Origin of the sequence: Streptomyces albofaciens JCM 4342 (assembly GCF_008634025.1) — a bacterium.
Classification (GTDB): Bacteria; Actinomycetota; Actinomycetes; order Streptomycetales; family Streptomycetaceae; genus Streptomyces; species Streptomyces albofaciens.
In genome coordinates this window covers 3,691,754-3,717,515 of the sequence record NZ_PDCM01000001.1, presented here as the reverse complement: position 1 = coordinate 3,717,515, position 25,762 = coordinate 3,691,754, and the positions used below count along the sequence as shown (strand labels likewise).

The 25,762-nt window shown below is 71.3% G+C and carries 25 protein-coding genes and 1 riboswitch; of the genes, 9 read left to right on the top strand and 16 right to left on the bottom strand.

The window, feature by feature from the left end:
* Window positions 1-508: 508 nt before the first annotated feature.
* Genes CP973_RS16710 through CP973_RS16700 form a run of 3 tightly spaced genes read right to left on the bottom strand, consistent with a single transcriptional unit; the run spans window position 509 to window position 2,628 of the window.
* Window positions 509-802 (bottom strand): DUF1330 domain-containing protein, encoded by a 294-nt coding sequence (locus CP973_RS16710; protein WP_150241500.1) that lies wholly within the window; start codon window positions 800-802, stop codon window positions 509-511.
* 33 nt (window positions 803-835) lie between these two features.
* Window positions 836-2,269 (bottom strand): MFS transporter, encoded by a 1,434-nt coding sequence (locus CP973_RS16705; RefSeq protein ID WP_150241498.1) that lies wholly within the window; start codon window positions 2,267-2,269, stop codon window positions 836-838.
* Entirely contained in the window at window positions 2,266-2,628 is a 363-nt protein-coding gene (locus CP973_RS16700; protein WP_150243676.1) for a MarR family winged helix-turn-helix transcriptional regulator, read from the bottom strand. Before CP973_RS16700 ends, CP973_RS16705 begins: the two co-directional genes overlap by 4 nt.
* Window positions 2,629-2,944: 316 nt before the next feature.
* On the opposite strand from CP973_RS16700, the gene CP973_RS41410 reads away from it, so the two are divergent.
* The 4 genes from CP973_RS41410 to CP973_RS16685 all read left to right on the top strand — a co-directional run bounded on the left by CP973_RS41410 (window position 2,945) and on the right by CP973_RS16685 (window position 5,494).
* On the top strand, window positions 2,945-3,073 hold the full coding sequence (locus CP973_RS41410; protein ID WP_280119019.1) for a hypothetical protein: 129 nt from the start codon (window positions 2,945-2,947) through the stop codon (window positions 3,071-3,073).
* Between the two features lie 75 nt (window positions 3,074-3,148).
* Window positions 3,149-3,948, top strand: a protein-coding gene (locus CP973_RS16695) for an IS5 family transposase (protein ID WP_244409877.1) whose coding sequence is annotated in 2 segments (ribosomal slippage) — window positions 3,149-3,487 and window positions 3,490-3,948 — 798 coding nt in all. Because the reading frame shifts where the segments join, the coding sequence is not laid out codon by codon here.
* Window positions 3,929-4,090, top strand: coding sequence for a nuclear transport factor 2 family protein (locus CP973_RS41405; protein WP_150243674.1), 162 nt, complete (start codon window positions 3,929-3,931; stop codon window positions 4,088-4,090). The genes CP973_RS16695 and CP973_RS41405 overlap by 20 nt, the downstream gene beginning before the upstream one ends.
* A 78-nt stretch (window positions 4,091-4,168) precedes the next feature.
* Window positions 4,169-5,494, top strand: coding sequence for an MFS transporter (locus CP973_RS16685; protein WP_150241494.1), 1,326 nt, complete (start codon window positions 4,169-4,171; stop codon window positions 5,492-5,494).
* Window positions 5,495-5,512: 18 nt separating this feature from the next.
* Here the strand turns inward: CP973_RS16685 and CP973_RS16680 are convergent, their stop codons facing one another.
* Window positions 5,513-5,857: a MerR family transcriptional regulator gene (locus CP973_RS16680; protein WP_150241492.1), complete on the bottom strand. Its 345-nt coding sequence runs from the start codon at window positions 5,855-5,857 to the stop codon at window positions 5,513-5,515.
* A 165-nt stretch (window positions 5,858-6,022) separates the two neighbouring features.
* On the opposite strand from CP973_RS16680, the gene CP973_RS16675 reads away from it, so the two are divergent.
* Window positions 6,023-6,826 (top strand): aminotransferase class IV family protein, encoded by an 804-nt coding sequence (locus CP973_RS16675; RefSeq protein WP_150241490.1) that lies wholly within the window; start codon window positions 6,023-6,025, stop codon window positions 6,824-6,826.
* A 130-nt stretch (window positions 6,827-6,956) separates the two neighbouring features.
* Window positions 6,957-7,781 (top strand): PhzF family phenazine biosynthesis protein, encoded by an 825-nt coding sequence (locus tag CP973_RS16670; RefSeq protein ID WP_150241488.1) that lies wholly within the window; start codon window positions 6,957-6,959, stop codon window positions 7,779-7,781.
* Between the two features lie 119 nt (window positions 7,782-7,900).
* On the opposite strand, the gene CP973_RS16665 is transcribed toward CP973_RS16670, so the two are convergent.
* Window positions 7,901-8,656 (bottom strand): CPBP family intramembrane glutamic endopeptidase, encoded by a 756-nt coding sequence (locus CP973_RS16665; protein ID WP_150243672.1) that lies wholly within the window; start codon window positions 8,654-8,656, stop codon window positions 7,901-7,903.
* Window positions 8,657-9,024: 368 nt separating this feature from the next.
* Window positions 9,025-10,548, bottom strand: a complete 1,524-nt coding sequence (locus CP973_RS16660; RefSeq protein ID WP_150241486.1) for a glutamate-cysteine ligase family protein — start codon at window positions 10,546-10,548, stop codon at window positions 9,025-9,027.
* Window positions 10,549-11,169: 621 nt separating this feature from the next.
* Between CP973_RS16660 and CP973_RS16655 the strand changes: the two genes are divergently transcribed.
* Together CP973_RS16655 and CP973_RS16650 are read left to right on the top strand one after the other, a co-directional pair.
* Entirely contained in the window at window positions 11,170-11,757 is a 588-nt protein-coding gene (locus CP973_RS16655) for a hypothetical protein (protein WP_167538344.1), read from the top strand.
* 368 nt (window positions 11,758-12,125) lie between these two features.
* Entirely contained in the window at window positions 12,126-12,332 is a 207-nt protein-coding gene (locus tag CP973_RS16650; RefSeq protein WP_030679809.1) for a DUF5999 family protein, read from the top strand.
* A gap of 145 nt (window positions 12,333-12,477) precedes the next feature.
* Here CP973_RS16650 and gcvP read toward each other — a convergent pair whose 3' ends face one another.
* Window positions 12,478-15,363: an aminomethyl-transferring glycine dehydrogenase gene (gcvP, locus tag CP973_RS16645; RefSeq protein ID WP_150241480.1), complete on the bottom strand. Its 2,886-nt coding sequence runs from the start codon at window positions 15,361-15,363 to the stop codon at window positions 12,478-12,480.
* Window positions 15,364-15,551: 188 nt separating this feature from the next.
* Window positions 15,552-15,649: riboswitch (glycine riboswitch) on the bottom strand.
* A gap of 114 nt (window positions 15,650-15,763) precedes the next feature.
* Here gcvP and CP973_RS16640 point away from each other — a divergent pair.
* The gene (locus CP973_RS16640) at window positions 15,764-16,165 is read left to right on the top strand and encodes a PRC-barrel domain-containing protein (protein ID WP_150241478.1); all 402 of its coding nucleotides are present in this window, start codon (window positions 15,764-15,766) and stop codon (window positions 16,163-16,165) included.
* Here CP973_RS16640 and CP973_RS16635 read toward each other — a convergent pair.
* The 9 genes from CP973_RS16635 to CP973_RS16595 form a co-directional block, all read right to left on the bottom strand.
* Window positions 16,057-17,595: a DNA polymerase IV gene (locus CP973_RS16635; protein ID WP_150241476.1), complete on the bottom strand. Its 1,539-nt coding sequence runs from the start codon at window positions 17,593-17,595 to the stop codon at window positions 16,057-16,059. The genes CP973_RS16640 and CP973_RS16635 overlap by 109 nt on opposite strands.
* A 308-nt stretch (window positions 17,596-17,903) precedes the next feature.
* Window positions 17,904-18,506, bottom strand: a complete 603-nt coding sequence (locus CP973_RS16630) for a MerR family transcriptional regulator (protein WP_150241474.1) — start codon at window positions 18,504-18,506, stop codon at window positions 17,904-17,906.
* A 186-nt stretch (window positions 18,507-18,692) separates the two neighbouring features.
* Window positions 18,693-19,166, bottom strand: coding sequence for a bifunctional nuclease family protein (locus CP973_RS16625; RefSeq protein ID WP_003984965.1), 474 nt, complete (start codon window positions 19,164-19,166; stop codon window positions 18,693-18,695).
* 53 nt (window positions 19,167-19,219) lie between these two features.
* On the bottom strand, window positions 19,220-19,966 hold the full coding sequence (gene ftsR, locus CP973_RS16620) for a transcriptional regulator FtsR (RefSeq protein WP_150241472.1): 747 nt from the start codon (window positions 19,964-19,966) through the stop codon (window positions 19,220-19,222).
* A gap of 17 nt (window positions 19,967-19,983) precedes the next feature.
* Complete coding sequence (locus CP973_RS16615) at window positions 19,984-20,820, bottom strand: FHA domain-containing protein (RefSeq protein WP_244409874.1); 837 nt, start codon at window positions 20,818-20,820, stop codon at window positions 19,984-19,986.
* 118 nt (window positions 20,821-20,938) lie between these two features.
* Complete coding sequence (locus CP973_RS16610; RefSeq protein WP_425282003.1) at window positions 20,939-21,886, bottom strand: DUF881 domain-containing protein; 948 nt, start codon at window positions 21,884-21,886, stop codon at window positions 20,939-20,941.
* Window positions 21,887-21,891: 5 nt separating this feature from the next.
* Window positions 21,892-22,224, bottom strand: coding sequence for a small basic family protein (locus CP973_RS16605; RefSeq protein WP_003984969.1), 333 nt, complete (start codon window positions 22,222-22,224; stop codon window positions 21,892-21,894).
* Entirely contained in the window at window positions 22,221-23,135 is a 915-nt protein-coding gene (locus CP973_RS16600) for a DUF881 domain-containing protein (protein WP_150241466.1), read from the bottom strand. Before CP973_RS16600 ends, CP973_RS16605 begins: the two co-directional genes overlap by 4 nt.
* A gap of 121 nt (window positions 23,136-23,256) precedes the next feature.
* Entirely contained in the window at window positions 23,257-25,752 is a 2,496-nt protein-coding gene (locus CP973_RS16595) for a mannose-1-phosphate guanyltransferase (RefSeq protein ID WP_150241464.1), read from the bottom strand.
* Window positions 25,753-25,762 lie beyond the last annotated feature (10 nt).

The following is a 25,762-nucleotide window of genomic DNA, read 5'->3' as shown; positions in this document are numbered from 1 at the left end:
CAAGACCCGACAAGGCCCATGGCCGCCACGCGCGCCTGTCCCGCCTCTGCCGACCCGGTCCCCGTCTCAGGCGATCCGGCCTCTGTCTCAAGTGGCCTGGCACGATTCGCCGCCGGCCTCAATCGCTGGTTCGCGCGGTGTACGGAACGGGTGGCCGCTCGACCGGGTGACGCCTTCTGGATACCGGGCGCGGCACCGCGCCGGGTGGCCGACGCTCACTTCGTCAGCACACTCCGGACCACTTCGCGCGGCCGGCCGACGGGACTGGCGTGGTGGTTGATGTCCGGCCGGAGAATTCCGGAGTCGATGCGCGGCCAACCCGCGCGATCAGCGGCGGGCTCCGATCCGGGCTGGGGCTGGGGCTGAGGCTGAGGCTGGAAGAACATATCGGGCTCCCCGGGAACATGGGCATCATGTCCCTGAGGAGCCCGACGCAACGTCACGAGCATCAACTGCCCGTCCAAGATTCCCGAGAGAGTCCTTCAGCGCAGATCCGACCGGACCTCGGTCATTCGACGCCTTCGACGATGCGGAAGTCGCGCTCGACGCCGTCGGAGAGGGCGGCCAGCGCCTCCTGGTAGGCCGCACTCTCGTACGTCGCGACGGCCTGCTCGAAGCTGTCGAACTCGACCAGGACGGTGCGCTCGGCGATTCCGGCGTCATACGCCACGACCCGACCGCCGACGACGAGGGTCCGGCCACCCCCGGCCTCGACGGCCAGAGGGGCCAGCTTGTCGTAAGCAGCCAGCTTCTCAGGGTCGGAAATGGTGCGGTAGACGCTGACCCAGTAGCCCTTGGGCATGGGACCTCCAGTGTGGGAATGAGTGCATCTGACTTACGGGGTGGTCTCGGACGAGCGTCGGCGGGCGAGCGCGAGGCTCGTCAGCGTCGTGATCGCCATGGCACCGACGCCGACCAGCGCCGCGGTGGTGTAGGCGCTGTCGTCGGGGAAGAGGTGGCCGGGACCGGTGCCCGCGGCGAGGATCAGGCCGCCGATGGCGCTGCCCAGGGAGTACCCGACGCTGCGGACGACGTAGTTGAAGCTCATGGCGCTCGACGTCTCGCTCCTGGGGGTGACGGCCAGGATGACGCCGGGCATCGCGGCCGAGAAGCCGCCCACGCCGAAGCCGAGCACGCCCATCGCCGCGAACAATCCGGCCAGGTCCGACCGGGCCGCCGCGAACAGGGCGAACCCGCCGCCGACCACGACGGCGCTGCCCGCCAGGAGCAGGGGGTCGGCGATCCGCGTCCGGACCCGCGGCGTGAGCTTGCCGGCGACGAACCCCAGCACCGAGAACGGGATGAGGACCAGCCCGGCGACGAAGGTCGTCAGCCCGAAGCCGTAGCCCGCGCCGTGCGGCGTCTGCGCGTACCGGGTGATGAGCGTGAGCAGGAGGTACATGCCGATCCCGCCGACGAACATGGCGAGGTTCGCCCCGGCGACCGCCGGGTGCCGCACCGCCCGCACATCGACCAGGGGCGCCGTGCTGCGCACCTCGATGACGGCCCAGACGCAGAGCAGCACCACCGCGACGACGGCGAGGCCCGCCGCCACGGCGAGGTGCCGGCTCCACAGATTCCGTTCGCCGGCGAGGTACAGCACCAGGAGCAGCGCGGCGGCCAGGGCGACCGCGCCTGCCACGTCCACGTGGGCGGAGCGGCCTTCGGGGGCTTCGGGCATGGAGCGCCACGCGGTCAGGAGGGCGGCGGCGGTGACGACCAGGCCGAGGCCGTAGGCGGCCCGTACCCCGCCGAGCTCGGCGAGCAGTGCGGCCAGCGGGTAGCCGACGCCGGCCCCGATGATCGAGACCACCGAGATCAGGGCGATCACGGCCGCGCTGCGCTCCTCGGGGAGGTGGTCCCGGGCCACGCCCATCATCAGCGCCGTCAGCCCGAGCCCGACGCCCTGGGCCGCCCTGCCGGCCAGCAGCCACGCGAACGGCAGCGGCAGCACGGTGAGCGCGCTGCCGGCGACGACGACCGCCAGCGTGGCGAGGATCGTGACCCGCCGGTGCGGGCCGGCTCCGAGCCGCCCCAGGACCGGCGTGGCGACGGCGCCGCTGAGCAGCGCGACGGTCAGCGTCCACTGCGCACTGCCGAGCGAGACGTGGAACGAGGTCGCCACGCTGGTGATGAGCGGCGTCCCGAGGCTGGCGACCGCCGCCACGACCAGAGCGATGAACATCAGGGCGGGGACCAGCAGCCGCGCCTCGGAACGCGCCGCCGGGAACGCCGTCCCCGCGACTCCGCCGACCGGCTGTCCGGTCACTGCTTCGGCCCTTCGCGGTCCTGGCTTTCGAGTTCTGCCAGATGCTTCAGCGCCGGAAGGGCCGCCACCAGCGCCTCGATCTCATCGCCGGTGAGCTCGCCGATCAGCCGCTCGAACGCGTGGATACCCGCCTGGCGCCGCGTCCGTACGTAGGAGGCGCCGGCCTCGGTCAGACACACCAGCGTGACCCGCTTGTCGGACGCGTCGCCCCGCCGCTCGACCAGGCCGGACTCCTCCATCACCCGGACCAGGGCGGTCATCGCGGGCTGGGTGACGCCCTCGACCGCGGCCAGATCGGTGATGCGCCGCGGGCCGGTCCGGTCCAGGGTGGCGAGGGTGGCGGCGGACGTCAGGCTCATGTCCCGGGGCAGGCGTCTCGCGGCCCTGGTGGCCAGGCCGTAGAGGGCTGCCCCGATGGCGGTGGACGCGCCGGGAGCGGTGTCTTGACGACTCATGCCCGAAGCATAGCTTCTTTATATTCATAGTCTATGGAAATGGTCGACCGCGCCGGCTCCACGGGCTCCGCCCGACCCCGGCGCACCTCGCTCCCGCTCAGGGAAAGGTGCTGGTCAATGGATACGAACCGGCACCGACGAAAGGCCCCGGCCCCACCATGTCCGTCACCGGCAACACCGACGCTTCGAACGGCACCAACTCTTCGAACGGCACCGACGATTGCGACGACACCGGGAGATCCGCGACCTGATCGAGCGGTGGGCGGCCGCGGTGCACCGTGGTGACCTGGCGGCGGTCACGGCCGACCGTGCCGACGACATCGTGCCGACCGTGCCGACGACATCGTGATGTTCGATGTGCCCCCGCCCTACTAAGACAGCGTTTCCTTTGGTGCTGGCGAGTCGTTGAGCGGTTCTGGTGGGCTTGGTGGAACGGCTGGTTCCCGATGAGTTGTGGGAGTTGTTCCGGCGGGTGGTGCCGCCCACGGAGGTCAGGCGTCCGCAGGGCGGTGGCCGGCGGCGGTCCGGGGACCGTGAGGTGCTGGCCGCGGTCATCTTCGTGGCGACCTCGGGCTGCACCTGGCGGCAGCTGCCGCCGGTCTTCGGTCCGGCCTGGCCGACCGTCTACCGGCGCTTCGCCCACTGGAGCCGGGGCCGTGTCTGGGCCAGGCTCCACCGGGTGCTCCTCGACGAGCTGGGCGCCCGCGGTGAGCTGGACTGGTCGCGGTGTGCGATCGACTCCGTCAGCCTCAGGGCGGCAAAAGGGGGCCGTTGACCGGACCGAATCCGACCGACCGCGGCAAGAGCGGATCGAAAATCCACCTGATCACCGACCGCAACGGGCTGCCGCTGTCGCTGGGCATCTCCGCCGCCAACACGCACGACAGCCTGGGCCTGCAGCCGCTGGTGCGTGGCATTCCGCCCATCCGTTCCCGCCGCGGGCCTCGCCGCCGACGGCCGGCCAAGCTGCACGCCGACAAGGGCTACGACTACCCTCACCTGCGAAGATGGCTTCGTGAGCGGGGCATCCGTCACCGCATCGCCCGTAAGGGTGCCGAGTCTTCACAGCGGCTGGGCCGTCACCGTTGGGTGGTTGAGAGAACCGTGTCCTGGCTGGCCGGCTGCCGCCGCCTGCACCGCCGTTACGAGCGCAAGGCCGAGCACTTCCTCGCCTTCGTCGGCATCGCCGCAGCACTCATCAGCTATCGCAAGCTCACCAACTGAAACAACGTCTAAGGAGGAGAGCTGGTCACGGGGCACCCGGGTGTTCCAGCGGCGCGACGGCGAGTGGCAGATGATCCACCAGCGCGTCTCGTACCCGTACGACCTGGAGACCGGCGCGGCGCGGGCCGATCTGCGGCCGTGACGCGGCCCGCAGAAAACCGCTTCCTGCGGCGCGGGGCGGGCGGCTAGCCTCCCGGGCACACGATCCTGAGGAGCGGACATGCCCGGTGCGCGGAGACGGGCAGCCGCACCCGCCTCCGGCTTCGGACGCCCGGCCGCGCCGAGCCTGTGGCGCGACCGCGATTTCCGCCGCCTCTGGGCAGGTCAGGCCGCCTCCCAGTTCGGGGAGCGCAGCAGTCAGGTGGTGCTGCCGCTCATCGCCGTGCTGGCACTCGACGCCGACGCCATGGGGCTGGGCGTCCTGCGGGCGGTGGAGCAGGCGCCGGTTCTGCTGCTGTCGCTCTTCGTCGGCGCCTGGGTGGACCGCCGCCGGTCCCGCGATGTCATGGTGCTGGCCGACCTGGGCCGGGCCGTCGCGCCGGCCGTCGTCCTCGGCTCGTATCTGCTCGGTGTCCTCGGCATGCCGACGCTGGTCGTCGCCGCGTTCCTCATCGGCGTCCTGAGCGTCTTCTTCGACGTGGCGTACCAGACCTCTCTCGTACGTCTGGTGAGACGCGATCAGCTCGCGCGGGGCAACAGCGCGCTGGAAGGCAGCCGGTCCGCGGCGCAGACCGGCGGGCCGGCACTCGGCGGGGCGCTGGCGTCCCTGCTGCCGGCGCCCTTCGCCGCCGCGGCCTGCGCGTTCTTCTTCGCGCTGTCCTTCCTGTCGATACGCGGCATCCGCCGCCGGGAGCCGATACCCGAACATGCCGGGCGGCCCGCCCGCGTCCGGCACCGGATCCACGAGGGCCTGCGCCTCGTCTTCGGCCACCCCGTGCTGCGGGCCGTGTGCCTGGCCTCCGCCGCGTTCCAGTTCTTCTTCGCGGCCATGATGACCGTCTACCTGCTCTTCCTGCCGCGTGGACTGCACCTGTCGGCCACTGCCGTCGGCCTGGCGCTCGCCGCGACGGGCCCGGGGGCGGTCGTGGGGTCGCTGCTGTCGGCGCGGCTGCCGATGCGGTACGGCTACGGTGTCGTCCTGATGTGCTCGGCGGTACTCGCCGACGGCGTGCTGCTCTGTGTGCCGGCGCTGCACGGCCCGTCCGCCGTCACGGTCCTCGTCCTCGTGGCCGTCAACTTCCTCTTCGGTGCCTGCGGTCAGCTGGTGAACGTCACCATGATGTCCGTACGGCAGGCCGTCACCCCGGTGCCGGTACAGGGCCGGGTCGTCGCCACGGTCAACTGCGTCGGCATGGGGCTGGCCCCGCTGGGTTCGCTGCTGGGCGGGCGGCTGGCCGACCAGTGGGGGTTGCGCACCGCGCTGCTGGTGACCGTCGTCGGGCTTTCGCTGTCCCCGTTGTGCATGGCGCTTTCCCCGCTGGCGCGCCTGGGGAAGGACTTCGTGGGCAGCCCTTCCCCGCCGGTCTCCGGCACCACGCCCGCATAGCGGACGCGCGCCGCCGGCTCAGCCCTGCCCCAGGTACCCCGCCAGCGTGCTGCGGCTTCGCTGAAGATCGTCGATGCGCTCGTCCGTCGCCTCCAGCGCCTGGTTCAGGATGGCCTGTACGTCCACGCACATCTCGAACTCCGGCTGCTCGCCTCGGGCGCACGGGAGGACGGCGCGGATCACCTCGGTGGTCAGGCCCGCTTCAAGCAGGGCGCGGACCTGGCGGACGGTCAGGAGCGTGTCCTCGTCGTAGTAGCGGTAGCCGTTCGGGCCGCGCCGCGCCTCCAGCAGGCCCTGCTCCTCGTAGTACCGCAGCAGGCGCGGGCTGACTCCGGTACGCCGGGACAACTCCCCGATCAGCATGTGCCCTGTCCCATCCGAGATTGACCTTCTCATTGATGTGAAGCCTTAACGTCGTGCTCAGGAGCGAACATTCCGCGGTCCATCGGATGTCAGCCGAAGCCGACCGGACTCGACCGGACCGCTACTGTTCCTCCCTTTCGTTTCCGTACCACTGGAGTAGAGGACATGACCTCTTTCGTCGTCCACCGTAATGGCCAGGCCGCGACCACCGACGACCTGGCGCCGCTCGCCTTCGCGGGCTACGCGCACTTCACCGCCATGCAGGTGCGCGGCGGCCGCGTCCGGGGCCTCGACCTCCACCTGGAGCGGCTGCGGGCCGCTTCGGTGGAGCTGTTCGGGCGGGCGGTGCCGGACGAGCAGATACGGGCCTGCCTGCGGGCGGCGGTGGAGGCCGGGCCGGCCGATCTGTCGCTGCTGGCCTTCGTGTACGCGCCCGGGGGCGAGTTCGCCGCGTCCGGGGCCGATGCGCGGCTCGACGTCCTCGTACGTACGAGCCCGGCCGCGTCCGCTCCGGAAGGACCGCTCGCGCTGGACACCGTCGAGCACGAACGCGCCCTTCCGGCCGTGAAGCACGTGGGCGAGGTCTCCAAGAAGTACTTCCTCCGCCAGGCCGCCGGCCGGGGCTTCGACGACGCCGCCTTCGTCGACCGGCGCGGCCGCCTCAGCGAGGCGACGATCTGGAACCTGGCCTTCTGGGACGGCACCTCGGTGGTGTGGCCCGCGGCCGAGATGCTGACCGGCACCACGATGGGCATCGTCCGGCGGCAGCTGGAGCGGCTGGGCGTCCCCCAGCGCGTCCAGGAGGTCACGCCCGCCGACGTACCGGCGCTGGCCGGTGCGGTGGTCATGAACTCCTGGACGCCGGGCGTGGCCGTACACCGGATCGGCTCCGCGCCCGTACCGGAAGCACCGGACTTCCTTCGGCTGCTGCACCGGGCGTACGAGGCGGAGCCGCCGACCGCGCCCTGAGCGGAGCGGTGCGGGCGGCCGGCCACCGCAGGCTCGGCGCCGGTGGCCGCCCCACCCGCGTCCAAAACCAGTCCACTTTTCCGCGATTGGCCTTTCAGGCTGCCGATGCGGCACTCCTAAACTCCCCGATATGAGGATCCGCATCGTTGACGCCTTCACCGACCGCCCCTTCGGCGGCAACCCCGCCGGAGTCGTGCTGTTCGGCGCCGGCGGCTTCCCCGACACCGCCTGGCTCCAGCAGGTGGCCGCCGAGGTCAACCTCTCCGAGACCGCCTTCGCCCATCCGCTGCCCGCGGGCGGGGACGCCGACTGGGCGCTGCGCTGGCTCACCCCGGCCGCCGAGGTGAACCTCTGCGGCCATGCCACTTTGGCCACCGCGCACGTCCTGCACACCACCGGTGCCGCCACCGGCACGGTCCGCTTCGCCACCCGCAGCGGCGTACTGACGACGACGGCCGACCAGAGCGGCGCCATCACCATGGACTTCCCGACCGCCCCGCTGACCCCGGTCGAGGTGCCGCCCGTCGTGGCCGAGGCGCTGGGCGCGGAGGTCCTCGGCGCGTACGACACCGGTGCGAACCTCGGCGACCTCCTCGTCGAACTGGCCGACGAGAAGTCCGTACGGGCGCTGGCACCGGACTTCAAGGCGCTCGCCTCGCCCGGCGGCCGCGGTGTGATCGCCACCGCCGCGGCCGAAGCGCCCGACCGGGGCTACGACTTCGTCAGCCGTGGCTTCTTCCCGGCCGTGGGCATCGAGGAGGACCCGGTGACGGGCAGCGCCCACACCGCCCTCGCGCCGTTCTGGTCCGCCCGGCTGGGCCGTGACACGCTCGTCGGCCACCAGGGCCCGGCGCACCGCACCGGTCTCGTGCGCACCACGCTGCGCGGCGACCGTACGCTGCTGACCGGCTCGGCCGTCACCGTCATCGACGGCGAACTGCTCGCCGCGCCCTGAAGCTCCTCGCCGCGCCCTGAGAACGGGGGAAGGGCAACGGGGGGCGGGGATCGCAGGACGCGGATCGGGGGCGGGGGCCGGACCGGGCGGTCCGGCCCCCGGAACCGCCCGTTGTGTCCTCACACCGTTGGCAGCCACCCCACCTTCCCCGCCAGCAGCGCGTACCCCACGAACGCCACGGTGTCGATCAGCGCGTGCGCGGCGACCAGCGGGCCGACGCGTCCCCAGCGCCGGTACAGCAGTACGAAGACCACGCCCATCACCATGTTGCCGACGAGGCCGCCGATGCCCTGGTAAAGGTGGTACGAGCCGCGCAGCACCGCGCTCGCCGCCAGCGCCGTCACCGGGGTCCACCCCAGCTGCCCCAGCCGCCGCAGCAGGTAACCGACGACGATGACCTCCTCGACCACGGCGTTCTGCACGGCCGAGGCGATCAGTACCGGGACCTTCCACCACACGCCGGGCAGCGACTCCGGCACGACCGTGAGGTTGAAGCCGGCCGCCCGCGCGCCGAGGTACAGCAGCAGGCCGCTGCCGCCGATGACCGCCGCCACGCAGACGCCCCGGCTCAGGTCGAATCCGGGCCTGCGCCGGTCGAGGCCGACCGCCCGCAGGCCCCCGGCCCGCTCGCGCAGCAGCAGATGCGCCACCAGCGCCACGGGGACGAGCGCGGTGGCGATGCCGAACAGCTGCCACGTCAGATCGAGCCAGGGGCGGCCCGGCGCCTGCGAGGAGTTCATCATCGCGGCCTGGTCCTTGAGGCCGCCGGGCCTGGTCAGCGACCCGATGAAGCTGATGAGCGCGGACACGCCGCTGGCGCCGAGCGAGAGCGCCAGGACGAGCAGTGTCTCGTTGCGCAGGAGCCGCCGCGACAGCCCGCCGTCCGCGCCGTCTGCCCGGTCTCCGTCCGGCTCCCGCCGCCCCCGGCCCGGGGATTCCGTACCGGTCACGGGACTCGCGTCCGACTGCACAGCTGCCTCCAGTTCCGCACCACGACGTTCCGCACCACGGCGGTGTCCCGTCGCCGCGGTGTCCCACCACCGCGGATCGCCGGTCGGTGCTTCCGCGCTGGAACGTCATAGCTTGCCCGACGCGGACGGCGGCGAGCGGCACGGGGGCGCCGCCCGGCCCGGAGAGCCCCGGCGGCAGGCGGGAACACGCCGGAAGGCGGCGCACCGCGACGGAACGGGAACGGCTGCGGTACGGGGCCGGATCCGGCCTGGTCCGGAGGCGGTCGCGCCCCTCAGCCCCGTCCGGCCGCCGCCGGCCCCGGCGCCCACTCGACGGGCCACGCGTGCACCGGCTCACCCGAGTGCATCAGCTCGCTGTAGCGCCGCGTCATCGCCGCCAGCGCCGCGCCCCGGTCCAGGCCGCGGCCGAGCGCGTGGTGGTACGCGGCGGCCTGCCAGGACGCCCCGTTGACGCGGCGCCGGCAGCGGGCCTCGATCACGCCGAGGTAGTGGTCCCGGTCGGCCGGCTCGACGCCCCAGGCGTCCAGGCCGGCGGCGGCCATCGGCAGGAGTTCCTGGCGTACCAGGCGTACGGCGGGGATCGCGGCGAGCCCGCCGGCCCGGCGGCGGGGCCACGTCAGTACGGCGTCGATGCCCCGGCGGCACGCGGTGTCGAAGTTCTCGGCCGCGGCGGCGAACGGCAGGCGGGTCCACACCGGCCGCTGCTCCTCGGCCAGCGTCCGCACCAGCCCGTAGTAGAAGGCCGTGTTGGCGATGACGTCGGTGATGGTGGGGCCGGCGGGCAGCACCCGGTTCTCGACCCTGAGGTGCGGGACGCCGTCGGCCACGCCGTACACCGGGCGGTTCCAGCGGTAGACGGTGCCGTTGTGCAGGACCAGTTCCGCCAGGCTGGGGATGCCGCCCTCGTCCAGTACGGATAGGGGTTCCTCGTCCGAGTGGATCGGCAGCAGCGGCGGGAAGAAGCGCAGGTTCTCCTCGAACAGGTCGTACGGGGCGTCGATCCAGCGCTCGCCGAACCAGGTGCGCGGGCGCACCCCTTGGGTCCGCAGTTCCGGCGGGCGCACATCGGTGGCCTGCTGGAAGACCGGGGGGCGGGATTCGCGCCACAGTTCGCGGCCGAAGACGAACGGCGAGTTGGCGCCGACTGCTACCTGTACGGCGGCGACGGCCTGGGCCGCGTTCCAGACGTCGGGGAAGCGGCCCGGGGTGACCTGGAGGTGCAGTTGTACGGAGGTGCACGCGGCTTCGGGCGCTATGGAGGCCGAGGTGGACTCCAGCCGTTCCACGCCCTCCAGTTCGATCTGGAAGTCCTCGCCGCGCGCGGCCCGCATCTGGTCGTTGAGCAGGACGTAACGGTCGATCTCGGAGAGGTTGGAGGCGACCAGGTCCTCGGCGGCCAGGGTCGGCAGAATGCCGATCATCACGATGCGGGCGGCCACCTCGGCCGCCTTGCGGTCGGCATAGGCCAGACCGGTGCGGAGTTCTTCGGCGAGTTGATCGAGGACCCGTCCGGACAACCGGTGCGGCAGGATATTCACTTCCAGATTGCACTGGGCCAGTTCGGTCTGGAAATCCCGGCTCGCGATGCGCTCCAGGACCTGCGAGTTCATCATCCGCGGCAGCCCGTCGGGACCGGCGAGATTCAATTCGATCTCCAGCCCCATCAGGTTCTTGGGACGGTCGAACCGCTTCTCGTCCAGGAGTCTCCGCAATCCCGCCAGACACTCCCACAGCTTTCTTCGATAGCGTTGCCGGTCGGTGAGGTCGATCCCGCCCGCCGCAACCTTCTCCCCCATCGAAGCGTCCCTCCTCATGACGACGGGCCCGGCCCGGCGGGCCTCGCGGGCCCCGCCACGGCGCCCGGGTCCGCCGGTCCCCCGGCGGCGCCAGGGGATCGCGGTACGGTCGATGATGCCCGGCAATCCGATCGATAACGCCTCGGACATGCGCCGGAACCGATAGGCTCGACCAGACACGAAGGCTGGCACATTCCGAGGGCATACCGTCCGGTTCGGAGACCGGTTCGGCGCGCGGCGGTAAACGGCAGCGAGATCCGGAAAAAGACCGTCCAGATCCGGCCTACCATGTCCACGGCGAAATACGAGGCAGTCCAGCCGGGCACCGCACAAAGCCGCCGAAAACACCTCTCGGGCCGGTCCGGATTCCGCCTTGCCGACAATCTCCGATGCCGCTAGCCGAAACACTTGGTGAACACACGTCGTATAAACTCCGTTGACGAGGCAGAGAGTTGGCGCCCAGCGTCGCGGTGTTCCACCGGGGCTGCGGCAAAGCGGCTGACCCCGCCGGGCCGATGTCCCCGATCGGCCATGTACTGGCGCTCTGACCCCGACGCTGACGACGACGTCCGCACGTGCCCAAGCACCACCATGTCTCCCAAAAGTGAGAGGCGACCCACCATGCCGCTGCATGTTCCCCCTGCCCCCGCGCCCGCCCTCCGCAGCGTCCTCGCCGCCCTCGGTTCCCCCACCGCCGTGCGTGAGGCCCGCACCCCCGCCCTCCGTGCCCACCAGGGCCCGCTCACCCCCGAACTCCCGCTGCCCGTCCACGTGTTGGACGATGTCAGCCACCCCGCCGGGCCGCCCCGTACCCGGCTGGCCGGCTGGCGCTTCCTGATCCGCGACGGCGAACGCGCCGTGGCGACCGCGGAGGCGATGCTCACCGCGGACGGCTGGGCGTTCTCGCATTTCTGCGAGGGCCCCTACGTCACATCGACCGAACGGGCACTGCGTCAGGCGGAGTCCGCACCGACTCCGTACCAGCCCCGGCTGCTGTCCGTGCCGGAGCTGTACATGCTCACTTTGTGGTTGCACCATGACGTCGGCGCCGACGCCGCCGAGGGCGCGCCCGCGCCGGGCGACGTCCTCGTACCGCTGGCGCCGGCCCCGCCCGGCATCGCGGCGCACCGGCCGCACCGCGTGGCGGACCTGCTGCCCCGGCTGACCCTGCGCCTGGCCCCGGTACCACTGCTGGGGTCACCGGCCTGAGGCTCCACGGACAGGGGGTTCTCCGCGGCGAGCGGCCGAAGACACACCACCGCAACCGCGCACAGAAGCACACCGTTCCACAGGATCGCGCCCCGCGCCCTTTCCGGACGCGGGGCGCTCCGCTGCGCTCACCCACGCGGAGTACGTGACCGACGGCTCCCAACGCCCCGGCAACATCCCGTACTTGAAATGAACCGACCGCACGGGTGATGCGTCATTATCTAGTGAGTGCCGCTGCAGCCAAATCCCTGCGGAATCCGTCCCGTGGGGCAACACTGGTATCGACCTACTGAAACGGGGGAGCGGCCATGAGCATCGCGTCGAGCCGCAGGACGAATCAGACCACACCGCAGCGAAAGATCTCATCCATGTGCCAGCATCAACCGCCGTGTCCGACCGCAGACTCCGCCGACCGGGAGGCCGCCCACCTGGTGGCGCACCACCCGGAGCAGGGCTGGAGCCTGCTGTGCAACGGTGTTCTCCTGTTCGAGGACACCGGTGAACTGCTGCCGGACGGCCAGGTCATCGCGCCGCACCGGGTGCTGGGCACACCGAACGTGGCCACCGCCGCCTGATCCTTTCGGGCAGCGCCGCCGCGGTCGACCGCACAACACGGCACAGGGAACCGCACAATTCAGCACAACGGACAACAGGGCCCCCGGCGTCCACGCCGAGGGCCCTTCGCATGCCGCGCCGCCGCGAGCGGCGCGCACCGGCGGATCAGCCGTCGTACTCCTCCAGCGGCGGGCAGGAGCAGACAAGGTTGCGGTCACCGAACGCACCGTCGATACGGCGCACCGGCGGCCAGTACTTCTCCGCCGCCTCGACACCGGCCGGGAAGACCGCCTCCTCGCGGGTGTACGGGTGCGGCCACTCGCCGCTCAGCGCCGCCGCGGTGTGCGGGGCGTTGCGCAGCGGGTTGTCGTCCTTGTCCCACTCCCCCGAACCGACCTTCTCGATCTCCGCGCGGATCGCGATCATCGCGTCGCAGAAGCGGTCCAGCTCGGCAAGGTTCTCGCTCTCGGTCGGCTCGATCATCAGCGTGCCGGCCACCGGGAACGACATCGTCGGCGCGTGGAAGCCGTAGTCGATCAGGCGCTTGGCGACGTCGTCGATGCTCACGCCGGTCGCCTTGGTCAGCGGCCGTACGTCGATGATGCACTCGTGCGCGACCAGGCCGCCGGGGCCGGTGTAGAGCACGGGGTAGTGCGGCTCCAGGCGCTTGGCGATGTAGTTGGCGCCGAGCACCGCGACCTGGGTGGCGCGCTTGAGGCCCGCGCCGCCCATCAGCCGGACGTACGCCCAGGAGATGGGCAGGATGCCGGCGGAGCCCCACGGCGCCGCGGAGATGGGGCCGACGCCCGTCTCCGGGCCCGCGGTGGGCTGCAGCGGGTGGTTGGGCAGGTACGGCGCCAGGTGGGCGCGGACGCCGACCGGGCCGACGCCGGGACCGCCGCCGCCGTGCGGGATGCAGAAGGTCTTGTGCAGGTTCAGGTGCGAGACGTCACCGCCGAACTTGCCCGGCTCGGCGAGCCCGACCAGCGCGTTCAGGTTGGCGCCGTCCACGTACACCTGGCCGCCCGCGTCGTGCACCGCCGCGCAGATCTGGGTGATGTGCTCCTCGAACACGCCGTGCGTGGACGGGTAGGTGACCATCAGCACCGCGAGCTGGTCACGGTACTGCTCGATCTTGGCGTGCAGGTCGTCCGCGTCCACCTCGCCGTCCGCGCCGGTCTTGACGACGACGACCTTCATGCCGGCCATCACGGCGCTGGCGGCGTTGGTGCCGTGCGCCGAGGAGGGGATGAGGCAGACGGTGCGCTGCTCGTCACCGTTGGCGCGGTGGTAGGCCCGTACGGCCAGCAGCCCGGCCAGTTCGCCCTGCGAGCCGGCGTTCGGCTGGATGGAGACCTTGTCGTAGCCGGTGACCGTGGCCAGCCGCTCCTCCAGCTCCGCGATCAGGGTGAGGTAGCCCTGCGCCTGCTCGACCGGCGCGAACGGGTGCAGCTGCCCGAACTCGGGCCAGGTGACCGGCTCCATCTCGGTCGTCGCGTTCAGCTTCATGGTGCAGGAGCCGAGCGGGATCATGCCCCGGTCCAGTGCGTAGTCCTTGTCCGACAGGCGGCGCAGGTAGCGCAGCATGGCGGTCTCGGAGCGGTGCTGGTGGAAGACCGGGTGCGTCAGGTACGCGTCGCCGCGCAGCAGCTCCTGCGGCAGCGCGTCGGCCACGGCCGCGTCGAGCCGCTCGATGTCGGCCCGGACGCCGAAGGCGCTCCACACCGCGTGCACCTGAGCGCGCCCGGTGGTCTCGTCGCAGGCGACGCCCACCAGGTCCGCGTCGACCAGGCGGAGGTTGACGCCGGCCTCGCGGGCCGCGGCGACCACCTCGGCGGCCCGGCCCGGCACCCGTACGGTCAGCGTGTCGAAGTACGCGCCGTGCACCACCTCGACGCCGCCGGCCCGCAGGCCCTCGGCCAGGATGGCGGCGTAGCGGTGGGTACGGCGCGCGATGGCGGCGAGCCCGTCGGGGCCGTGGTAGACGGCGTACATGCCCGCCATCACCGCGAGCAGCACCTGTGCGGTGCAGATGTTGCTGGTGGCCTTCTCCCGGCGGATGTGCTGCTCGCGCGTCTGGAGGGCGAGGCGGTACGCCTTGTTGCCGTCCGCGTCCACCGAGACGCCCACCAGGCGGCCGGGCAGGCTGCGGGCGAACTTCTCCCGTACGGCCATGAAACCGGCGTGCGGGCCGCCGAAGCCCATCGGCACGCCGAACCGCTGGGTGGTGCCCACGGCGATGTCCGCGCCCAGCTCACCCGGCGAGGTCAGCAGGGTCAGCGCCAGCAGATCGGCGGCGACGGTGACGATCGCGCCCAGCTCGTGCGCCCGCTCGATCACCGCGCGGGGGTCGCGTACGGCACCGGACGCGCCGGGGTACTGGAGCAGCACGCCGAAGACACCGCGCTCGGCCACCTCCGCCGGTATGCCGTCGGACAGGTCGGCCACCACGACCTCGACGCCGGTCGGCTCGGCGCGGGTCTCGATCACGGCGATGGTCTGCGGCAGGCAGTCGGCGTCGACCAGGAAGACGCCCTCCTTGACCTTGCCCACCCGTCGCGCGAGAGCCATCGCCTCGGCGGCGGCCGTGCCCTCGTCCAGCAGCGAGGCGCCGGAGGTCGGCAGCCCGGTCAGGTCGGCGACCATGGTCTGGAAGTTGAGCAGCGCCTCCAGGCGGCCCTGCGAGATCTCCGGCTGGTAGGGGGTGTAGGCCGTGTACCAGGCGGGGTTCTCCATCACGTTGCGCAGGATCACCGGCGGGGTGAACGTGCCGTGGTAGCCGAGGCCGATCATCGGGGCGAGCACCTGGTTACGGTCCGCCAGCGCCCGCAGCTCGGCCAGCACCTCGGCCTCGGTACGGCCCTGGGGCAGCCCCAGCGCCTCCGCGCTCTTGATCACATCCGGTACGGCGGCCGCGGTGAGCTCGTCCAGCGATCCGAACCCGACCTGCGCGAGCATCTTGGCCTGGTCCTCCGGACCGGGACCGATGTGCCGCTGCTCGAACGGGGTACCGCGTTCCAGCTCGGTCAAGGAGATGCGGTTGGTGGTCATCTGCGGGGGCCTCCTGGTCGTTTCGACCTCTGCGGGGCACCACGGCGCTGGTGCCCGGACGGCCTCCCCCTCTGTCATCGCAACCTGAGAGCTTCACCGGTTCCGCGCGCGGGACCGGCTTTCACCGTCGGTGAGGAGGGGTTCCGGCGCTGTGCCCGTCCGTGGCCCGCCCTGCTTTCCAGAGTGACCTCGTCCATGCGGTACATGAGCCTGAGAGATTCCGGGGAGGAGTTGCTCCTTCGGCGCCTCCGCCATGATCGGCGAAGGACTCTCCCGCATGGGGTCGACAGCCGTTCGCCAGCCTACCAGCGCGGCGAACGGGCGTTCCTTCGAGTGGCCGGGGCATGAAATGTGCCGTTTGGTAGTTGTCACAAGGCAGTTGCGACCACTTGGAGGGACCGTGCAGACCGATATCGATCCCCGCAGCTTGATCGGCCGCAAGGCGTTCGACAAGAACGGAACCAAGATCGGCACCGTCGACGAGGTGTACCTCGACGACGCGACCGGAGAACCGGAATGGGCGGCCGTACGCACCGGGATCTTCAGCCGGGACGCGTTCGTGCCCCTGGAGCCCAGCGACCTGGTCGACGAGGCGCTGCACGTCCCCTACGACCGCAAGCTGATCAGGGATGCGCCGGACTTCGGGGTGGGCCGCCACCTCTCGCCGGAGCAGGAACTACAGCTCTACCACCACTACCGGCTGGACATCCCGGCCCCCGACTCCGTCTCCGGGCCCGTCCCCGGCTCGGACGCCGCGCGGGCCGACACGGAATTCGGGAGAGTGGCGGGGTCGGAGGACTGAGGGACCGGGGACTGGGGGGCGGGTGGCCGGGCGCTCGGACCACCGGGGCCGCCGGATCCCTCGGGCTCGCCGCCCGGCGGACCGCCCACCAGCGGCAGCGGATCACCGGGGCGCAGCGCCGGGTCGTCGACGGGGAAGGTGCGCACCCGGCCGGGCCCGGACCACGGCTGCTCGAACCGTACGGTCACCCGGCCGACGCCGCTGCCCTGCACCCAGCCGGCGCCGTGCTCGTCATGGACCACATCGAGCCCGGGGAGCCAGCGCCGGGGCCGCTCGGGCTCGTCGGCCGCCTCCCGGGCCGCCTCCGCCGCCACCCGGCGCTCCCGCTCGGCCGCCTCCTCGGCCGCCGCCTTCTCCGTCGCCAGCTGGGCGAACAGGTCCTCCTGGGTGAAGTCGGCGAGCCCGGTCACGCCCACGCCCAGCAGCCGCACGCCGCCCGTCGTGTCCACCAGGTCCAGCAGCCGGGCCGCCGCCTCCCGCACCACACCCGGGTCGTCGGTGGGCCCGCGCAGCGTCTCCGACCTGGTCAGCGTCGAGAAGTCGTAGTTGCGCACCTTGATCACCACGGTCCGGCCGGAGCGCCCGGCCGCCCGCAGCCGCTCCACGCACCGGTCCGCCAGCCGCATCACCTCGGACCGCACCCGCGTCCGGTCGGTCAGGTCCACGTCGAAGGTGTCCTCGACCGATATGGACTTCGCGTCCCGCTCGGCCACCACGGGCCGCTCGTCGCGGCCCAGCGCCATGGCGTACAGCCCGGTGCCGTGCGCCTTGCCCAGGAGGCGCACCAGCTCCGCCTCGCCCGCCTCCGCCGTCTCGGCGACCGTGTGGATGCCCGCCCGGCGCAGTGTCTCGGCCGTGGCCGGGCCGACGCCGGGCAGCGTACGCACCGTCATCGGGCCCAGCAGCTCCCGCTCCGACCCCGGCGCGATGACCACCAGGCCGTCCGGCTTGGCCTGCTCGGACGCGATCTTGGCCAGCATCTTGGCCCCGGCCAGCCCCACCGAACCGGTCAGCCCCGTCGTCCGCCGGATGTCCCGCCGCAGCCGCTCCCCCACGGCCCGTACGGCCGCCGTGTCGGCCGCGATGCCGCCCGCCTCCAGGTCCACGAAGGCCTCGTCCAGGCTGAGCGGCTCCACCAGCGGCGACAGCGCGTGGAGCAGTTCCATGACCTGGTCGCTCACCTGGCGGTACAGGGTGAAGCGCGGGGTCAGATACGCCGCGTTCGGGCACAGGCGGCGGGCCTGGGCCGTCGGCATGGCCGAGCGCACCCCGAAGACCCGGGCCTCGTACGACGCCGTGGAGACCACGCCGCGCGGGCCGATCCCGCCGACCACCACGGGTTTCCCGCGCAGGCTCGGCTTCGCCGCCTGTTCGGCGGACGCATAGAACGCATCCATGTCCAGATGCAGGATCGTCGGCGCACGTCTCACACGACCGATGCTCCCCCACACCACTGACAATCGCCCCGACCGGCCCCGCCACGCCAACCCCACGCGGCTCCGGCACACCCGCGACCCCTTGGACGACTCTGTGTGGCCCTGTGCGGCGCTTTCGGAAGCGGGTGGGGCCCTGTGGCCGTTGTGTGCCTCATGGTGCGGCAGAGGCGCGGGAAGCCGTCATAACGGGCGCACGGGGCGTCCTCGTACCGAACCGTACGCCGGACGCGCCGCCACTCGCCGGATACGGCCGGGGCTCGCGCCCGGTCGCTCGGCCCCCGGCACCGCGCCGTACGCCCCCGCTACCCCGCCCGGTTGCGCCGTCGCGCCAGTTCGTCGTGCGGGTTGTGCCGGATCAGCGTCTCGCCGGTGTCCACCCGCTCTCCGTGGAGCTGCGACAGTGCGCTTTCCACGTCGCGCCAGACCACGCCCACGGCGATGCCGAAGACGCCCTGCCCCCCTTGGAGCAGGTCGACGACCTCGTCGGGCGAGGTGCATTCATAGACCGTCGCGCCGTCGCTCATCAGGGTCATTCTCGCCAGGTCGGACAGTCCGCGGGAGCGCAGGTGCCGGACGGCGGTGCGGATGTTCTGGAGGGAGACCCCGGTGTCCAGCAGCCGCTTGACGATCTTCAGGACGACGACGTCCCGGAAGTTGTAGAGCCGTTGGGTGCCCGACCCGTAGGCGGGCCGTACGCTCGGCTCGACGAGCCCCGTACGGGCCCAGTAGTCGAGCTGGCGGTAGGTGATCCCCGCGGCCGCGCACGCCGTCGGGCCGCGGTAGCCGATGGTGTCCGCCCCGCGGTCCCCCGGTGTCCCGGCAGTCTGTGCCGGGGCGCGGTCAACAGCCCCGGGGTGGAGCGGCAACGCCCCTTCCGCCGCCGTACCGTCGCCGGTGATTGCCACGCCGACCTCCGTCCTCCACGTCCCGGACGGGACCTGCCCTATCGACGGTATGCAGTCACTCGGGGTGCGTCAACGATCGCCGCGCTCGCCACGCCGAGTGATAATCACCTTGCGAGTGGTTTCTCGTGTCCCCGCTCGGGGAAAGGCTAATCGGATGCGCGGAAGGCGGCCTTCCGCGCATCCGGCTCACTGGCTGTTGGTGCCGAAGTCCTCGGGCGAGATCTGGTCGAGGAACTCGCGGAACTTCTCCACCTCGTCCTCCTGCTCGTCCGGGATGGCGATGCCCGCGTCGTCGAGGACCCCGTCGGTCCCGTAGATCGGCGTGCCGGTACGCAGCGCCAGCGCTATGGCGTCGGACGGACGGGCACTGACCTCGACACCGCTGGCGAAGACCAGTTCGGCATAGAAGACCCCCTCGCGCAGGTCCGTGATGCGGACCTGGGTCAGTTCCTGGCCCACCGCTTCCAGCACGTCCTTGAAGAGATCGTGCGTCAGCGGCCTGGCAGGGGCCATCCCCTGCTGGGCGAAGGCGATGGCGGTGGCCTCCCCCGGCCCGATCCAAATGGGCAGGTAACGGTCGCCTCCTACCTCCCGTAGGAGCACGATCGGTTGGTTGGAAGGCATTTCCACCCGGACACCCACGACATCGAGCTCGTTCACACAGCAACCCTAGGACGTGCCCGGCCGGTTTGGGTAGTCGGGCCACCCATTGCTCACGTCAGGCGGACGCGCAGGGCGGACTGGACCAGTGCGGCGTGCAGCCGTACGGACAGCGTGGCCAGCTCTCTGGCCGTCGTCTCGGCATGCTGCCTGGTCTGCGGATTGCGGTGGCGGCGCAGCGGCGCCACGACCTGTTCGACCAGATTGGCCTCCCGCTCGGCCGCCGCCTTCACCGTCCGCAGATGGCGCGGTTCCAGACCGAAGCGCCCGAGCTCGGCGACGAGTTTGGCGACCGTGACGGCCTCGATGTCGTAGCCGCCCCCGTCGTCCGGGACGATGAGGCCGTACGACTCCCAGTCGGCGAGCTCGGCCTCCTCGACCTCCGCGGCGGCCAGCAGCTCGGCCCGGCCGATGCGGGCGGCCGTGGGCCGGTCGCCGGCCGGCTCGCCCAGCCCCTCGAACAGCTCCCCCGCGGGTGCGGCGGGCGCCGGCAGCTGCACCTGCTCGCCGCGCGCCACGGCGTCGAGATGCTCGCGGATCACTTTCAGCGGAAGATAGTGGTCACGCTGCATCCGCAGGACGGACGCCAGCCGGGCCACGTCGTCCGTGCTGAACTTCCGGTAGCCGGACGGGGTGCGCCGCGGCTCGACGAGCCCCTCGGCCTCCAAGAAGCGGATCTTGGAGATGGTGACCTCGGGGAACTCGTCGCGCAGCGTGTTGAGCACCGTACCGATGCTCATCAGCTTGCCGTCCGCGGCGGTGCCGGCCGACCCGGCACCGCCCGGCCCAGTGCGGTGCATATGCCTTCCTTGGCCGGTCAGAAGCCGACGCCCCGCTGGCTGGCGTAGAAGACCAGCCGGAACTTGCCGATCTGCACCTCGTCACCGTTGGCGAGCAGGACCGAGTCGATCCGCTCACGGTTGACGTAGGTGCCGTTCAGGCTGCCGACATCGGCGACGGTGAAGGTGCCGTCCTGGCCGCGGCGGAACTCCACGTGGCGACGCGAGACGGTGACATCGTCCAGGAAGATGTCGCTCTGCGGATGGCGGCCGGCCGTCGTCAGGTCGCCGTCCAGCAGGAAGCGGCTGCCCGAATTCGGACCGCGGCGCACCACCAGCAGGGCCGAGCCCATCGGCAGCGCCTCGACGGCCGCCTGTGCCTCGGGGGACAGCGACGGGATCGCCGTCTGCCCCGTGGTCTCCGCGTCGTAGGCCTCCAGCCCCGAGATGGAGATGGTCGAGGTCGTCTCGGAGGCACGCTCCGCCTGCGCGCCGGGGCGCAGCGGCGCTCCACAGTTGGAGCAGAACCGGCTCGCCTCGGCGTTGCGGTGACCGCACCTCGTACAGACCGGCAAGGAAACCCCTCCACCCGTGTTCGCGGCCGACGGTCCCTGGGAACCTATGCGGCCGGACATGGAGGGGTCAACAGAACCGGCGCCGGGCGCGCCGACCTGGTCACGGAAGAGCGGGCGCTCCTGAGCGGCGCCGCTCTCCTCGGGCTGGCGCGGGGCTCGGTGCTTCGCCGAGCCGGTGCCGCCCTCCTGGCGTGCGCTCTTGCCGAACAGCTTTGCAAACAACTTCACGGGCGATTCCCCTTGAACGAAACAGACCCGCCCGTGGGGCAGGACGAACCCTCGATGCACACACCGGCCGATCCGGACATCCGGTGAACGTCCGTGGCCTCCACACAGTTTCCACCACGCACCACCCGTACGGTGCGCCGACCCCCCGCTGCCTCATGCCCGACCCGGGCTGTCCCCATACGTGGCTCACTCACCGCGATGACGACCGAGCGTAGTCAGGCCGCTTCGCCTCCCGCAAGGCATCCACAATGATCTTCTCCTCACGGCTCACCGACACTGTGGCCTGCTCCTTTTCCAAAGTCTGCACCACTCCGCCCGGGATGTTCAGCGCGGGCTCCAGGTCCTCGGGCTTGCCGATCACCTTGAAGCGGTACGGCTGGGCGACCCGCTTGCCGTCCACCTCCACGCCACCACGGACGTCCGAGACATACGAACCGGCCACGATCCGCACGTCGTTGATCTGGATGGCCTCGGCCCCGGCCGCCCGCAACTCCTGGATGGTGTCCAGGAGTTTGTCCGCCTCGACGGAGTGCGTCGGGTCGTTGATGGTGAGGTTGATGCCCGGCCCCTGCGCCGCCACCGTCCCCGCCAGCACGCCGAGCTGCTGCTCCTTCTCCACGGTCTGCTTACGGGCCTCCTCGGCCTGGTCCGAGCTGTTCTCCAGCTCGGTCTTCTGCCCTTCCAGTCTGCGCTGTTCATCCGTCAGGCGCTGCGAACGGTTGTCCAATTCATCCAGGATGCGCACCAGGTCCTCCTGCCGCGCGCCCCGCAGCGCACTGCTGTCACTGGTGGAACGTACCTGAATTGCCAGGCCGAGTCCGAGAATGAACAGCAGCAGGGCCACGATCAGTTGAGCACGGGTCAGCCGCGGCGGCCACAGACCGGCCACCAGGCGCTGCCGCCCGGTCATCGCCGGCTCCGGCGCGTCAGCCTCCGTGGCCGGTTCCGTACCGTCCGGCGCCCCGTCCGCAGCATGTCCCCCGTCGGCCCTACGGTCCGCCGCCCTGCTCTCCGGCGGCATCGGCCGGCGGTCGGCGGGCCGGTCCGGCCCCGCGGGCCGTGCCGTACGGGGCTCCTCCGGCGTCCGGCCCGGCTCCGGCGTCGTACCGTCCCGCCCGGGATTCTCGTCGGTACCCATCGGCATCAGGCCCTGAAGACGTGCCGGCGGATGGCCGCGGCGTTGGAGAAGATGCGGATGCCCAGTACGACGACCACACCGGTGGACAGCTGGGCGCCGACGCCGAGCTTGTCGCCGAGGAAGACGATGAGCGCGGCGACCACCACGTTGGACAGGAACGAGACGACGAAGACCTTGTCGTCGAAGATGCCGTCCAGCATCGCGCGCAGACCGCCGAAGACGGCGTCCAGCGCCGCGACGACAGCGATCGGCAGGTAGGGCTCGACCACCGTCGGCACCACGGGTCGGACCACAAGCCCGACCACGACTCCCACGATGAGGCCCAGTACGGCGATCACGATGTGCCCTTCCCTGTGTCGGTGCCGCCCTGGGCACCGGCCTTCGGCTGTGCTGTACGTACGATCAAACTGGGCGCGGGCGGCAGCGTGACCCCGTTCTCGGCGGAAATCTTCGTACGGATCCCGTAGTTCTTCTGCAGTACGCGCAAGTACTGCCCGTCCGCACTGTCCTGGAACGCGGTGGCGAGCTTCTGCCCGTCCCCCACCGCCAGCACCGTGTACGGCGGCACCAGCGGTTTGTTGTCGACCAGTATGGCCTCTCCGGCGGCCCTGATCGCCGAGAGGGACGTGAGCCGCTGCCCGTTGACGGAGACGGCCTCGGCGCCGGACGCCCAGAGGCCGTTGACGACCCGTTGCAGATCGCGGTCGCGCAGCCGCCCGGTGTCCGAAAAGCCGCTGCTCTCGCGCGGGCCGCCGCCACTGGACTGCGCCGACTTCGCGTCGTCGACGACGAGTTTCACGCCGGGCCCGGTCACCTGGGTCGAGCCCGCCAGCAGCGCGAGCAGCTCGGCCTTGTCGCCGCCGTGCTTGCGCAGCGCCTCGCGCTGCATGGTGCCCACGTCGTCGCGGAGCTTGTCGACACGCTTCTGCACCGCGTCGGCGTCGGCCGTGCCGTGCTCGATGCGGCTGATCAGCTCCTCGCGCTCCTTGGCCAGCGTGGGCGCCGATATCCGCGCCTGGGCGGCACCGACCGTCACCACCACCGCGGCGAGCACCAGGCCCGCGGCCAGCCCCAACTTCGCCCGCAGCGTTCGGGGGAGGCCGCGCACCCCCGCCTCGCTCTTACGGGCCGCCGCTTCCGCGTACCCGTCGTCCAGGGCGTGGTCCATGACGTTGGTCAGCAGCGACATCGAGGCATCGGGGCGCGAGGCCTGCTGGGGGGTGCTCCGATCGGGGCGCTGCTGCGACATGCCGCACATCGTCGCACGTCGGCGCCGCAGTCACCCAATGGCCCCACCGGCGTGCCGAATCGCGGCACGCCGGTGGGGCCACGGGACGGTCCGGACGCGGTCACGCCCGGACGGCCGTGCTTCAGCGGCCGGCGCTGTCCACCACGGCCGACCACTCGTCCAGCAGCTGCTGGGCCGAGGCGTCGTCCGGGCCCTCCGCCCACAGATGGGTGACGGCCTCCGCCGGGTCCGGCAGCACCAGCACCCAGCGCCCGTCGGCCTCCACGACCCGTACACCGTCGGTCGTGTCCACCGACCGGTCGCCCGCGGCTTCCACCACATGGCGCATGACCAGGCCCTTGACCGCCCACGGCGTGGCCAGGTCCCGCTTGAGCACATGGGCCCGCGGGATCCGCGCGTCGATCTGGCTGAGCGTGAGCTGCGTACGCGCCACCAGCCCGATCAGCCGCACGAACGCCGCCGCGCCGTCGAAGACGCTGCTGAACTCCGGCACGATGAAGCCGCCCCGGCCGTCACCGCCGAAGATGGTGTCGTCCGCGCGCCCCACCCGGGTGAGGTCGTCGGGCGAGGTGGTCGTCCATTCCACCTGCGTACCGTGGTACGCGGCCACCTGCTCCGCGATACGGGTCGTGGTCACCGGCAGCGCCACCCGCCCGCTGCGCCGCTCGGCGGCCACCAGGTCGAGCATGACCAGCAGCGCCCGGTCGTCCTCGATGATCCGGCCGCGCTCGTCCACCAGGGACAGGCGCTCGCCGACCGGGTCGAAGCGCACCCCGAAGGCCGCCCGCGCGGAGGCCACGATCTCCCCGAGCCGGACCAGCCCGGCACGCCGCGCGTCGGCGGTCTCCGTGGGCCGGGACTCGTCCAGGCCGGGGTTGATGGTGAGCGAGTCGACGCCGAGCCGCCCGAGGAGGCTGGGCAGCACCAGGCCGGCGCTGCCGTTGGAGGCGTCGACGACCACCTTCAGGCCGGCCTCTCCGATGCCCTCGGTGTCCAGCGAGCGCAGCAGCGACCCGGTGTACGAGTCGTAGACGCTGGAGGGGAAGTGCAGGTCCCCTATCTCGCCGGGGAAGGCCCTGCGGTACTCCTGGCGCGCGTAGACCCGGTCCAGCTTGCGCTGGCCCGCGAGGGAGAGGTCGGCGCCCCGCTCGTCCAGGAACATGATGTCGACGGAGTCCGGTACGCCCGGTGTCGTGCGGACCACGATCCCGCCCGCGCTGCCGCGGGCCGTCTGCTGCCGGGCGACCGGCAGCGGCACGTTCTCCAGGTCCCGTACGTCGATGGCGCTGGCCTGGAGCGCGGAGATCATCGCTCGCTTGAGCGCCCGCGCGCCGCGGGAGTGGTCACGGGCGATGGTGACCGTGGAGCCCTTCTTCAGCGTCGTGGCGTACGCGCCGGCGAGGCGCACCGCCACCTCGGGGGTGATCTCGACGTTCAGGATGCCGGACACGCCGCGCGCGCCGAAGAGGTGCGCCTGGCCGCGGGACTCCCAGATCACCGAGGTGTTGACGAACGCGCCGGCCTCGATGGTCTTGAACGGATAGACCCGTACGTTGCCCTGAACAATCGATTCCTCACCGACGAGGCACTCGTCGCCGATGACGGCTCCGTCCTCGATCCGCGCCGCCCGCATGACGTCGGTGTTCTTGCCGATCACACAGCCGCGCAGATTGCTCTGCTGGCCGATGTACACGTTGTCGTGCACCACGGCCTTGTGGAGGAAGGCACCGCTCTTGACGACGACGTTGGAGCCCACGATGGTGTGCTCGCGCAGCTCCGCGCCGGCCTCGACCTTCGCGTAGTCGCCGATGTACAGCGGCCCGCGCAGTACGGCGTCCGGGTGCACCTCGGCGCCCTCGGCGACCCAGACGCCCGGCGAGATCTCGAAGCCGTCGATGTCCACGTCGACCTTGCCTTCGAGGACGTCGGCCTGGGCCTTCACATAGCTCTCGTGGGTGCCCACGTCTTCCCAGTAGCCCTCGGCGACATAGCCGTAGACCGGCTTGCCTTCCTTCATCAGCTGCGGGAAGACATCACCCGACCAGTCCACCGGGACATCGGGCTCCACGTAGTCGAATACTTCGGGCTCCATGACGTAGATGCCCGTGTTCACCGTGTCGGAGAAGACCTGGCCCCAGGTGGGCTTCTCCAGGAACCGCTCGACCTTGCCGTCTTCATCGACAATGGTGATGCCGAATTCCAGAGGATTGGGGACCCTCGTGAGGCAGACGGTGACGAGCGCGCCCTTCTCCTTGTGGAAGCGGATCAGATCGGTGAGATCGAAGTCGGTGAGCGCGTCGCCGGAGATCACCAGGAAAGCGTCGTCGCGAAGCGCCTCCTCGGCGTTCTTCACGCTGCCGGCCGTTCCCAGCGGCTTTTCCTCGTTGGCGTAGGTGAGCTCCATGCCGAGCTCTTCGCCGTCACCGAAGTAGTTCCTGACGAGGGACGCCAGGAACTGCACGGTCACCACGGTCTCACTGAGTCCATGCCGTTTCAGCAGCCGCAGCACATGTTCCATGATCGGCCGGTTGGCCACCGGCAGCAGCGGCTTGGGCATACTCGACGTCATGGGGCGAAGGCGGGTGCCTTCGCCACCGGCCATCACAACGGCCTTCATGTCGGAAGCG

What these genes read in the sequence shown, in the direction of transcription:
- CP973_RS16710 (WP_150241500.1), bottom strand. Translation starts at nt 802, where the DNA reads ATGCCCAAGGGCTACTGGGTCAGCGTCTACCGCACCATTTCCGACCCT.
- CP973_RS16700 (WP_150243676.1), bottom strand. Translation starts at nt 2,628, where the DNA reads ATGAGCCTGACGTCCGCCGCCACCCTCGCCACCCTGGACCGGACCGGC.
- CP973_RS16685 (WP_150241494.1), top strand. Translation starts at nt 4,169, where the DNA reads ATGCCCGGTGCGCGGAGACGGGCAGCCGCACCCGCCTCCGGCTTCGGA.
- CP973_RS16680 (WP_150241492.1), bottom strand. Translation starts at nt 5,857, where the DNA reads ATGCTGATCGGGGAGTTGTCCCGGCGTACCGGAGTCAGCCCGCGCCTG.
- CP973_RS16675 (WP_150241490.1), top strand. Translation starts at nt 6,023, where the DNA reads ATGACCTCTTTCGTCGTCCACCGTAATGGCCAGGCCGCGACCACCGAC.
- CP973_RS16670 (WP_150241488.1), top strand. Translation starts at nt 6,957, where the DNA reads ATGAGGATCCGCATCGTTGACGCCTTCACCGACCGCCCCTTCGGCGGC.
- CP973_RS16660 (WP_150241486.1), bottom strand. Translation starts at nt 10,548, where the DNA reads ATGGGGGAGAAGGTTGCGGCGGGCGGGATCGACCTCACCGACCGGCAA.
- CP973_RS16655 (WP_167538344.1), top strand. Translation starts at nt 11,170, where the DNA reads ATGCCGCTGCATGTTCCCCCTGCCCCCGCGCCCGCCCTCCGCAGCGTC.
- CP973_RS16650 (WP_030679809.1), top strand. Translation starts at nt 12,126, where the DNA reads ATGTGCCAGCATCAACCGCCGTGTCCGACCGCAGACTCCGCCGACCGG.
- gcvP (WP_150241480.1), bottom strand. Translation starts at nt 15,363, where the DNA reads ATGACCACCAACCGCATCTCCTTGACCGAGCTGGAACGCGGTACCCCG.
- ftsR (WP_150241472.1), bottom strand. Translation starts at nt 19,966, where the DNA reads ATGCACCGCACTGGGCCGGGCGGTGCCGGGTCGGCCGGCACCGCCGCG.
- CP973_RS16610 (WP_425282003.1), bottom strand. Translation starts at nt 21,886, where the DNA reads ATGGGTACCGACGAGAATCCCGGGCGGGACGGTACGACGCCGGAGCCG.
- CP973_RS16600 (WP_150241466.1), bottom strand. Translation starts at nt 23,135, where the DNA reads ATGTCGCAGCAGCGCCCCGATCGGAGCACCCCCCAGCAGGCCTCGCGC.
- CP973_RS16595 (WP_150241464.1), bottom strand. Translation starts at nt 25,752, where the DNA reads ATGAAGGCCGTTGTGATGGCCGGTGGCGAAGGCACCCGCCTTCGCCCC.